At 69.0% G+C, this 11,187-nt stretch carries 7 protein-coding genes; 5 read left to right on the forward strand and 2 right to left on the reverse strand.

Annotated features, from left to right (window positions below):
- Positions 1 to 139: 139 nt before the first annotated feature.
- Positions 140 to 1,675, forward strand: coding sequence for a sugar transferase (locus MXD95_RS03485; RefSeq protein ID WP_250639144.1), 1,536 nt, complete (start codon positions 140 to 142; stop codon positions 1,673 to 1,675).
- Between the two features lie 185 nt (positions 1,676 to 1,860).
- Positions 1,861 to 2,274, forward strand: coding sequence for a YdcF family protein (locus tag MXD95_RS03490; protein ID WP_250639044.1), 414 nt, complete (start codon positions 1,861 to 1,863; stop codon positions 2,272 to 2,274).
- A gap of 33 nt (positions 2,275 to 2,307) precedes the next feature.
- Here the strand turns inward: MXD95_RS03490 and MXD95_RS03495 are convergent, their stop codons facing one another.
- Both MXD95_RS03495 and MXD95_RS28390 read right to left on the reverse strand, forming a co-directional pair.
- Entirely contained in the window at positions 2,308 to 4,134 is a 1,827-nt protein-coding gene (locus MXD95_RS03495) for a cellulase family glycosylhydrolase (RefSeq protein WP_250639045.1), read from the reverse strand.
- Between the two features lie 682 nt (positions 4,135 to 4,816).
- Entirely contained in the window at positions 4,817 to 4,942 is a 126-nt protein-coding gene (locus MXD95_RS28390) for a hypothetical protein (RefSeq protein ID WP_285223503.1), read from the reverse strand.
- A gap of 1,150 nt (positions 4,943 to 6,092) precedes the next feature.
- Between MXD95_RS28390 and MXD95_RS03500 the strand changes: the two genes are divergently transcribed.
- The 3 genes from MXD95_RS03500 (at position 6,093) to MXD95_RS03510 (ending at position 11,049) form a co-directional block, all read left to right on the forward strand.
- Positions 6,093 to 7,550 (forward strand): 4-hydroxyphenylacetate 3-hydroxylase family protein, encoded by a 1,458-nt coding sequence (locus MXD95_RS03500; RefSeq protein WP_250639046.1) that lies wholly within the window; start codon positions 6,093 to 6,095, stop codon positions 7,548 to 7,550.
- 55 nt (positions 7,551 to 7,605) lie between these two features.
- Positions 7,606 to 9,024 (forward strand): serine/threonine-protein kinase, encoded by a 1,419-nt coding sequence (locus tag MXD95_RS03505; RefSeq protein ID WP_250639047.1) that lies wholly within the window; start codon positions 7,606 to 7,608, stop codon positions 9,022 to 9,024.
- A 783-nt stretch (positions 9,025 to 9,807) separates the two neighbouring features.
- A complete protein-coding gene (locus MXD95_RS03510) occupies positions 9,808 to 11,049 on the forward strand; it encodes a prephenate dehydrogenase/arogenate dehydrogenase family protein (protein ID WP_250639048.1) in 1,242 nt (413 codons plus the stop codon).
- The last annotated feature ends 138 nt before the right edge of the window (positions 11,050 to 11,187 follow it).

The raw sequence follows: 11,187 nt of genomic DNA on the forward strand, positions 1-11,187 counted from the left end.
GGCCACCGCCCACGCCCCGTCCGCGGTGGAGGCCGTGTCCCGGACAGCTGGCCTGCTCGGGGCCGGTGGATTGGCCGAGACAGCCGACCCGTCGAGCGAAGCCCGACCGGTTCCCACTCAGCGGACGCGTACGCGGCCGATGGCGGTTCCGCCACCAGCGCTCCGCGACCCGGTCGAGCCGGACGACGCCGGTCCGGAGAAGGAGAAGCGGGCCGCGCTCGACCGGTACCGCGCCAGGGTGCCGTGGGAGCGCCGGTACGGCCTGATCCTCGCGGGTCTGGACGCCGCTGCCTGCGTTGTCGCCGCCGTGGCCGCCTACGTCGTCCGGTTCGGCGGCTTCGTGGAGTTTGACCTGAAGCCCGTCTCGGCGACGCCGTATCTGGTGATGTCGGTCGCGCTGCCGGTGGCCTGGGTGCTGGCGATGTTCCTCGGCCGGGCCTACGAGAGTCGGTTCCTCGCTGGCGGCTCGGAGGAATTCCGCCGGGTCCTCAACGCGGCCGCGCACCTCACCGCGTTCGTGGCGCTGTTGTCGTATGCGACCAAGGCCGAGCTCGCCCGGGCCTATGTCCTGATCGCCTTTCCCACCGCGATCATCCTGACCGTGCTCGGCCGCTGTGCCGCCCGCGGCTACCTGCACCGGATGCGCCGCGCCGGCCGCGGCATGCACCGCGTGCTGGTGGTCGGCTCCGGTGACTCGGCGGCGGCACTGGTCCGGCTGTCACGGCGTGACCCGACCGCCGGCTGGACGGTCGTCGGCATCGTGCTTGACCGGCTGCCCGGCCGGCACAGCCACGACTCCCCGGACCGCAGCGGCTTCGACCTGCTGGGCGTGCCCATCGTCGGCACCGCCGAGACTCTGCACAACGCGATCATCGCGACGAGCGCCACCACGGTCGCGATCTCCCCACAGATGGACGGCGAGACTCTGCGCCGGGTGCTCTGGACGCTCGAAGGCAGCGACGTCGACGTGCTTGTTTCCTCTGCGTTGACCGATGTGACCGGCCCGCGGATCTCCATTCGACCGGTGGCGGGGCTCCCGCTGCTGCATGTCGAGGAGCCCGAGCTCACCGGCGCGCGCCGGGCGATGAAAGCCCTGTTCGACCGCAGCGTCGCGATCACGGTGCTGTTGCTGGCTTCCCCGCTGCTGCTGGCGCTGGCTCTGGCCGTGTGCCTGACCAGCCGCGGCCCGGCGATCTTCCGTCAGACCCGGGTCGGCCGAGACGGCCGGCAGTTCACCATGTACAAGTTCCGCTCGATGTACGTCGACGCCGAGGCGCGCAAGGCTGAGCTTGAGGCACGCAACGAGCGGGCCGAGGGCCTGCTGTTCAAGATGCGCGACGACCCGCGGGTCACCCACGCCGGCAGGTTCCTGCGCAAGTGGTCGCTCGACGAACTGCCGCAGCTGTTCAACATCGCGAACGGCACGATGTCGCTGGTTGGCCCGCGTCCACCGCTGCCCAGCGAGGTGGAGCAGTACGAGGACGAGGTGCACCGCCGCCTGATGGTGAAGCCCGGACTCACCGGCCTGTGGCAGATCAGCGGCCGTTCGGATCTGGAATGGGACGAGTCCGTCCGCCTGGACCTGCGCTACGTCCAGAACTGGTCTCTGCTCATGGACTTCTACATCCTCTGGCGCACCGTCTTCGCTGTTCTGCGCCGGGAGGGCGCCTACTGATCGCTGATCGGCGTGGGGCATGCGTTGTCGGCGGCTCACCGGCCGTGCCCCGCAGTGGCCGCCTCGACCCCAGCCGGCGGCGGTGGCGGTGGGTCCGGCGTGGCGTCGCTGTGGCCATAAGCCTGACACTGGTGGCGGTAACGGTGCGGCTGTTCGTTCGTCCGACGCTCGAACGGCCGGTCAGAGTGGATGCGATCGTGGTGCTGGGGGGCGTCGACGGTGGGCTGCAGAAAGCACTGAGGCTGAGCCACGAGGGCTATGCGTCGACCCTGGTCGTGTCCACGCCGTCGTCTCGCTCATGTCCACCGGCAGAGCGGGCCGGCACGAACGTGCGGGTGATCTGCTTTCGGCCGGATCCCTTCACCACCCAGGGGGAGGGGCGGGAGGTGGGGCAACTGGCCGAGCGGTATCACTGGCGGAGCGTGATTGTCACGGCACGCAGGACACAGGCGACGCGGGCGCGGCTGCGGGTCGATCGGTGCTTTGACGGGGAGGTTCGCATGACGGCGCCGTCGATGCCGCTGCGGTCGCTGCCCTACAACATCGCCTACGAGTGGGGTGCCCTCATCAAAGCGCTGGTCCTTCAACCGAGCTGCTGAGCAACCGACCTGCTGAGTGCCGGGCGCGGCGGGCTACTTCTGTTCGGCCAAGTAGGATTTCAGGGCGTCGAAGACGGGCTTCGGAGTGGTTGCCCGACCGGCCGAGTCGGCATGGAAGATGCCGAAGTGCTGCTCGATCGCCGGGGAGACCGACGGCTCGTCGCGGTCCTCGTACTGCATCACGACGGTGACGTAGGGGTACTTCGCGCGGGCCTCCTCGATGCGCCCGATGACCTTGCTGGACTGGGAGGTCTCGGTCGCGCAGTCGCTACAGGTCGACCAGCCGAACTCGGTGTACCAGATCGGGCGGTCGCCCACCCCGTGGTCGACCATGATCTGGTGGCTGGCGGGGATGTAGTCGCTGCCCTCGTACGGGTGGATGGACAAGACGTCCATGCAGTTGCCGAGGCCGGCGTCGAACGCCTGGGACAGCCAGGGGTTCCAGTTGTTCATCGCCAGCGCGCCGACGACGACCGGGGCGCGGGTGCCCGAGGCGCGGACTCCCTCGAAGCCCGCACAGGCCAGCTTCGTATAGGTGGCCGGCGACATCGAGTTGCCAATGGCGTTCGGCTCGTTCCACATCTCGAACGCGACCATCGGACCGTTGCCGTCCGACTTGTAGCGGGTCGCGAGGAACTGGGCCAGGCTGCGCAATGGGCCAGTGTTGTTCGGGGCCCCCGCCCAGCCTGGCGGGCTCAGGAGGATGAGCAGCAGGTTCAGGTTATTGCTGCGCGCGGTGGTGACGACCTGGTCGAGCTTGGCGAGCTCGGCGGCGTTGTACTGGCCGCCGGCGTTCGGCTCGAGCGCGCCCCAGTTGGCGTCCGCCCGGATCCAGCTGGCGCCGATCCCGGCGAACCGGGTGAACTGCGCGCCGTAGTCGCTGCTCTGGTAAGGCCGCAGCGGATGGGTGTTCACGCCGTATGCCGGGGCCCTGCCGCCGTTCGTTGCCGCCCACAGGTCGCCGGGCAGCAGCGGCACCGGTTGTGACGGGCTGACCGGTTTCGGTGACCCGGCCGGGGCGCCGGCGACGGTCGTGGGCGCGAGCACGGTGGTGGTTGCGCTTGCGGCCGGCTGGGCGGCCGGGGATGTCGAGACGGGGCCGGCCACCATGGTGGGCTCCGGCTTGGTGCCTGGGATGGCTACCGTGCCGGGGATTGCCGGCGCGGTCGAGGGTCCGGCCTGGGGTACGGGTCCCGGCCTGCCGGTGACCGTTGGCCGGGAGGTCGGGGCCGAGGCGGCCGTCTGGGCCGGCGCGCCGGTGATCGTGCCCTTGTCGGCGGCCTTGTCCGTTGTCGGCTGCGCTGCAGGGGACGACGGGACTGCGGGCTCCGAGGTTGCGGGCTCAGCGGTGGCGGAGCTGGGCGTGGCCGCCGATGCGGGAACCTCGGGCGTGCTGGGTGTGGCGGGCCCCCGGCGGGCGAACGGTATCCACAGGGACGTACCGGTGCTCGCGTTCTTCGTGCGGGCCTGGAGCTGCACTGTTCCGGAGAAGTGTGACGGGAGCCGGAATCGCAGGGAGAGCCGGCCGTCGCGGGTGGAGTGCGCGACGCCGCGGCCGCCGTAGCCGCCGGTCGAGGCGCTGATGTCCACGCCGGTCTGCTTGGGGAAGCCATGCCCGGTGACCACGACCTGGTCGGCGGACAACGTGGCCAGGAGCTTCGGCCCGTCGTCGCCGGGGCGGCACAGGCCGAGCGAGACTACGGCGACGAGCGCGAGCACCGCGGCGACGGTGATCGCCAGGATGACCCGGCGGGTCGGCCGATGGCCGCCGTGGGCGGGACCTGATACGGGCGCGACGCCACCACGGTGGCGCGCGGAGGGACGGCGTGCGCGCCGCCCCCGTTCTGGCAGGGGAGCCACTGTCCTACGGCACCTTTCGCGAAAGATCCGACCACAGGAAATCGAACTTTGGCGCGATGCAATGCCCGGAGCACGGGCCGTAGACCGACCTGGCCGGGTACATTTCCCCCTCCCACCCGGCGATGCCTTGTGATCAAGGCGGCGAGCCCGCGGGCTGGGCCGCGGTGGCAACCCGACGTTGTCAACACGCTTGTCGATGACACACCTGTTGGTGCCACAACCGCCAGTGCCACAACCGGTAGTGCGGTTACCTACCCGCCTTCGTTCGGGTGCCGCAGATTGCGTTCCAGCCGATGATAGCAGGACGTCGGCGACGTCCGGCGACGAACCTGACCCGATCGGACTCGGTGGGTCGAACCGGGCAACCAGGCATCGTGTGTCATATCTCCTCTGTTCGGCAAGCAGCCGTGTCCAGTGGTGTGTGGCTGTGAATCGGGACGCGCGGCCGGCTGGCCGGATCACTGTGCCGGCAACCGGATCGGGTTGATAACTGTCGGACCAGTGGATGCCCCCGATGAATGCCACATCGTCGCAACGGTGCCGGGACACGGCGAGCGGCTGATGGGGCGCACCGGCCGGGGTGCCTGGGCCGGGGGCGTCTCGCTGCCCGAGTCGGCCGGCATCCCGCCGGCACGGTGGACCGGACGCCGGCTGCCACCGGTCCGGTCCCCAGCTGGGCAGGTCACAGACCTGCCCAGACGCGGAGTCGTCGGCGCGCGGCGGCGGCGTCGATGGACAGCGGGCATGACCGGCGGGCGGCGACACCGAAGATGATCACTTCCAGGGCGACGGCAGGCGGGTTCGTCACCGGTCGGCGTCATTGCCGGGCACAGCGACCGCGCGCATGGGCTGACATATGGGGGACAGGCTCAAACAACATCCGGGGGACACTCATTCTCGGATGGCTGGTGTTTCGGCGCATCGGGTGGGCGAGACGGGCCGGAGCACCGGGTGCGGCCCGGTCGCTACGCCGTAAAGTGAGAAGTGCTCGAAAGCTATACCGGTTAAGCGCTTCTCATCCATATCGACCGATATCGGTGGGTGTCCCACATGGTCCTCAAGGTCGACGAGGTCGCTCCCTTCTCTCTGTAAGCGCAGACCCACACCCATCGGAACCGGCGTAGAAACCTGCCCGTAACGTGTAAACCCCCAACCCGTCACCTGTGACGCATTCGACCGATTATTGCCGCCTCAATCCATAGATCGGCAATGGTGCGATCGTGGACCGTGATAGCCTTACTTCACACGTCGCCGGACTTGTCCCGGCACGGACCTTCCGGTGGGGGCTGGGTGGGTGAACGTAGAGGCTGTGGCCTCGGTCTGTGGGGGAAATGATGACAGGCGCAGGTCAACTGCGGTCAGCGCCAGCCTGCCGGCAGCGCGCCTGACAGGTCGTCGCGCTGCCGATCCAGGCGTGCAGACGGTGTATGGCAATCTCGGTGACTGAGAGATACGTCGCGATTCGGCCAATCGGCGGATCGCACTCCAGGGAATCCTGGACGATCTCGTCGCGGCAGGTGATCTCGTCGCGGCGAGCGCGGCGGTAGCACGGAGCCGGTCTGGGTGGTTACGGAGGGGGGCCGTATCCGCGAAGGTCCGCCGGCCGCGCGGTCGCGAGGGCGGATGCGCGCGACACGCGGCGGGATCGTGCGTTCAGCAACCGCGGGCGTACCAGCAACGTGCGTGGCCGCCCATCCGAGGCTCACATGCCGGTGATCGGCGACGAGTGAGTCACCCGAGACGTCGGTGTCGGTGACGTGAACCAGCGGCGGTCAGTGGTCAGCTCACGGCGGTGGTCAGCTCACGCCGGTGGCCGGTGGCCGGTGGCCGGTGGCCGGTGGCTGATCGCGTGCCGTCACCGGTGACGTGTCCGTTGCCGACGGGACCGGGCCGGGCCAGGTGATGTCGAACAGGTCTCGAGCCGCACAGGAACGACATCTATGCAGGGGGGCGACAGGATGGGTGCGAGAACGGGCAAAGACTATCTGCGGGCTCTGGCCGATGACCGCGAGGTCTACCTCGACGGGGAGCGGGTCGACGACGTCGCCGCGCACCCGAGCCTGGCCGGAGCGGCGCGTACGCTCGCCGGCTTTTACGACTACCAGCACGAGCATCCTGACCTTCTGCTCGCCACCGACCCGGAGTCCGGCGAGCGGGTGCCGGTCACCCACCTCGTTCCCCGGTCTGCCTCGGGCCTCCGCCGCCGCCACGATGCGCTCGAGTGCATCTCCCGCTACACACTCGGCCTCATGGGACGCAGCCCCGACTACGTCAACGTCACCCTGGCCGGTTTCGCCGGGCGGACCGACGTGTGGTCCCGGGACGGGAACGACGAGGGGACCGCGAACCTGCTCGCCTATCACCGGCAGACCATGCTCAACGACTGGTCGCTGACCCATGCGATCGTGAACGTCACCGTCGACCGTTCGATACCGGAGACCGCCACGGGCGATGGGCAGATTGCCGTCCACAAGGTCGCCGACACGTCCGGGGGCATCGTCGTGCGCGGAGCGCGGGCCCTGGCGACACTTGCCCCCTTTGCCGACGAACTGTTCGTCTATCCGGGATATCCGCTGATGGAAGGAGATGAGCGTTATGCGCTCGTCTTCGCCATTCCGATGTCTACCCCCGGTCTGAAGTTCCTCTGCCGGGACAGCTACTCCGCTGCTCGCGGTATCGCGGATGCCCCGCTGTCGAGCCGGTTCGACGAGCAGGACGCCGTGGTTGTCCTCGACAACGTCGAGGTGCCGCGGGAACGGGTGTTCCTCGACGGCAAGGTCGACCTTTACAACCGTGTGATGCAGCGGGCCGGCTGGACCGCGAACATCATGCAGCAGACCACGATCCGCGCGATCACGAAGCTGCAGTTCGCCTGGGAGCTGGCGACTCGGATGACCGAGATCGTCAACAACACCAGCCCCGCGGCGACCGAGATGCTCGGCGAGATCTGGACCTATCTGGAACTCACCCGCTCGGCCCTTACTGCCGCTGAGGCCGGGGCACACGAGTGGGGCAGCGGCACCTGGTTCTGTGCCGAGCCCCCGTTTGCCGCGCTGCGTCCGACGCTGCCGCGTTGGTTCCCCCGCGTCGGCGAGATCATCAAGCTGCTCGGCGGGCACAGCCTGCTGACCACACCGACAAGCGCGGAGTTCGCCGATCCGGCGCTGCGTCCGCTGATTGACCGCTATTACCAGGGCGCGAAGGGCGTCTCGGCCGAAGAACGGGCCGCGGTGTTCCGCCTGGCGTGGGACTTCGTCGGCACCGGCCTCGCTGGCAGATCCGAGCTCTACGAGCGGTTCTACCTGGGCTCCGCCGGTCGATTCCTGCAAGTGGCGCAGCGCACCGCCGTGCGGGGCACCGATTTCGGGCTGCTCGGGTCGGCGCTGACGGCCGGTCGTGCCGAGGATCGGGCCTAGCCGGTAGCACGATCTGACGTTTTCCGGTTCCATTCTGGGGAGGAGAGGGCCGCATATGCGGACCCGAATCTCGGCGGCAGACCGGCTCTGGCTGCCGTATGCGACAGTGCGCCTGTTCGGCCCGGTCGAGGTGCCCACAGCCGACCAGCTCATGGATGCGCTGGACCGGTTCGTCGCGCAGCGGCCCCGGCACCCGATGGCCTGCACCATCGACGCGGCCGCCGGGCGGTGGCGCCCCGTCCCGGCAGCGCAGCGCGGCGCGCACGTCGCGCGCATGCTCCACGTGCTGCCCGCAGGCACCGCCCCCGCACTGGCAGGTGGTTTTGACTCCGTGCCTTTGGGCCATTCTGTGGTGCCTTTGGGTCATTCTGTGCTGACGGGTGGTATCGCGCAGGCAGCGGACGAGCTGCTGCGGACTGACACCGGCGAGCTGCCGCTGCGGCTGGTCGTCGGGGGGCAGTACTTCGGGTTCGTCATGGCGCATGCGCTCGGTGACGCCGCGTCGGCAAACCTGATCGTTGAGGCAGCACTCGGCTGCGCCCACGACCCCGACGCGCTCCTGCGCGTACCGCCCCCGCGGACCAGTCGAGCGCTGGTCAGGCTGCTGGCGCGGCAGGTCGTGCGACGGCCGGGCAGTCTGTTGCGGATCGCTCGGGACAGGTCCCGTGACCTGGACCCCGAACCACCGCTGGCGGGGCCCGTACCGGCTCCAGCCTGCGCGGTCATCGCCGGGCGCACGACGAACGCGGTACTGCCGGCGCTGCGCACCTGGCGCGACGCGCACGCCCCGGGGCTGTCAGTGGCGACTCTCATGTGCTGGGTGGCGCGCAAGGCACTCGGTGAGGCGGGGGCCGCTGTTCGCGACGATGGTCTCATCATGCTGGTTGACCTGCGACGCTATGGGTCCGGGCGGCGCGACCTCGCCGGCAACCTGGCCTTGGGTGTCGCCGTCCACGCTCCGCAACAGGCTGGTCCGACCGCGGTCCAGACCGCGGTCGGCGAGCTGCTCGGCTCGGCTCGGCCGGTCACAGGCGCTCTGGTGGGGGTTGTGAACGAGGCGCGCCGACGGCGTCCCGGTAGTGGCGCAGAGAGCGGGGGACCACTCGCCCCGCCGCCGGGCCGGGCGACGGTGTTGGTCACCTATCTCGGGCGGGCCGCAACAATGCGCGGAGTGAGGTGGCGAGGGTCCGCGGTCGAACGTGAACTTGTCGTCGGGACAACGCCCGGAAGTGTGGGTGATATCACGCTCGTGATGACCGAGATCGACGATGTTCTGCACCTGTCGATCATATTTCACGAGAGTCGTCATCCCCGCTGGATGATGCAGCGTTCCCTCGAGTTGTTGACCAACCCTGTCCAGTTGCTTGACGGCGCAGCCCAGTCCGGTGTCACCGAGCCCTCCTCGGACCCCGCGGACGGATCTGACCGCATTGTGGCAACTACTGGTGGCGGAGTGGGGGTAATTCGACCGTGAAACGGTATGATCGTGTCACGGATGGGGTCGGATCCGCGTTCCCGCAGGCGCTCACCTAACTATTCTGTTACTCCAGGCGAACATCCGGGGAATGCTTTCATGTCGGTGTCGGCTGGTGGTAGCCTGGCCACGGGTGCAGTCGGAGAGGGCTGTGGCCGCGCAAGTACTCGATGGATGCCACTCCGGGTGGAGCCACTCCGGGTGGATGCCGGTACTGATGGATTCCAGTGCTTGATGGGTGTGAATGCCTGGCGAGTATGAACGTCTGGCAAGGCTGCGCGTGACAAACGCGGGCGCGTCTCAAAGTGAGCAGGGGGGAACCGGCTGACTTCACAACGGCGGGCGAGCCTCGGGTGATCGAGGCCATGGGCCTCGGCGTCGGGAGTGACATGCCAATCCCGGGGGTATGCCCGATGGCATGTGATCATTTTCTCTCCGCTCTCTGAGGACAGACTTCGCCGTCGCCTCCGAGTGGCATGAAGCTTTCTGCCGTCGCGCCTCCCTGAACCGACGGTGGGCCGCCACGCGAGTGCATCCTGGTGTCGTTCGATGCCCCGGCCGCAGTAAAGAGGCTCATCTCCTGCGGTGTTCCCGAAATTTCCTCGGTGATCTTTCTGCAGGCTTTCGAGTGTCGTTATCTGTGTGCTGGTCACAAACAGGCGGGGGGCACGGTATGGAGACAACTCTCAGCGCCGGAGAGGACATCCGGCATACGAACCGCCGACGTTCCGGAGCGGAAGCCGCCGAGCGGGGCGGTGTGCCCTTTTGGACCGGCCCGGCCCGGTGGCGCCGGCGGACCTGGTGATCATCGTGCACGCCTTCATGCACGACCAGTCAGCCCCTGCAACGAGTGATCCGGCTGCCGGCCGGTCGCTGGCCCAGCTCCGCGTGCTTGTCATCGGCTCGGGGCTGATCGGCACATCCGTCGGCCTCGCCCTGCGCCGCCACGGGACGGACGTTCTACTCACCGACCATCTGCCGGAGCGCGCCGCCCGGGCTGCGGCCCGTGGTGCCGGGCGGGTCTGGTCGGCGTCCGCCGAGCATGTGGGCGCACTGGTTGGTGCCGTCGGTGGCGCGGGCGCAGGTGCGGTCGTGCCCCGGCAGAAGACCGCCGAGCCGGGTAAGCCCACGGTGCCCGCCGGCGCGGCCGCGGACCCGGCAGTCGTCGATCATGCCTCGATCAACCCGGACCTGATCAACCCCGGCGTGATGGATCCCAGCCTGATTGACCATGCGATGATCGACGGTGCCACGATCGATCATGTCGTGCTTGCCGTCCCGCCCAGCCGTATCGGCGCGGTGCTGGCCGCCTGGCAGCGACGCCTGCCGGCCGCCACGTTCAGTGACACCGGGTCGGTGAAGGTTCGCCCGATCATCGATGCTCAGGAGCTCGGCGCCGACATGTCGCGGCTGTGTGGGGCGCATCCGATCTCCGGCCGGGAGCACAGCGGGCCGGACTGGGCCACCGCGGACCTGTTCGCCGGACGTCCCTGGGTGCTTACCCCGACCCTCGAGACCTCCGAGCGCGCCGTCCGGCATGCTCGTCTGATTGTCTCCGGCTGCGGCGCCCAGGTCATCGAGATGCGTCCGGAGATGCACGATGTCGCTCTCGGGCTGCTCAGCCATCTGCCCCACGTGGTGGCGAGCGTGGTCGCCTCCCGGCTCGTGGGGGTGCCGGACGAGATCGTTCGGCTGGCCGGCCCGGGCCTGTGGGACTTCACCCGGATCGCGGCGGCCAACGCCGACCTGTGGTCCGACATCGTCGTCGCGAACGCGAGTCCCCTGTCCGCGCTGCTCGCCGAGGTCGTCGCTGATCTTGGCCGGCTACAGGCAGCGTTGAGCGCGCTGGGCGCCGGGGACGTGAACGTCCGCTCCGAGGTCGAGCACCTGTTCCGGCAGGGAAACACAGGACGCGACCGACTGGTGACCGCCAACGCCGGTAGAGGGATCGTGCCGGCGCCCGCGCCGCCCCCGGTGGCGGAACGCGGGACCGACGAGGAACGGCCGGAGGCCCGAGTGCCATGACCCTGACCATGTCCCCGATCGATACCCCGATCGATACCCCGATCCAGGCACCGATTCAGACGCCGACGCAGACCGCGTTGCAGACCTGGTCCGAGATCCCGACACAGGCCTCGATGCGGACCTCAGCCCAGACCCCGC

The organism is Frankia sp. AiPa1, assembly GCF_023243075.1.
Lineage (GTDB): Bacteria > Actinomycetota > Actinomycetes > Frankiales > Frankiaceae > Frankia.

Excerpts from the sequence above, each read along its gene's own strand:
- MXD95_RS03485 (WP_250639144.1), top strand. The coding sequence starts at position 140 with ATGGCGGTTCCGCCACCAGCGCTCCGCGACCCGGTCGAGCCGGACGAC.
- MXD95_RS03500 (WP_250639046.1), top strand. The coding sequence starts at position 6,093 with ATGGGTGCGAGAACGGGCAAAGACTATCTGCGGGCTCTGGCCGATGAC.
- MXD95_RS03505 (WP_250639047.1), top strand. The coding sequence starts at position 7,606 with ATGCGGACCCGAATCTCGGCGGCAGACCGGCTCTGGCTGCCGTATGCG.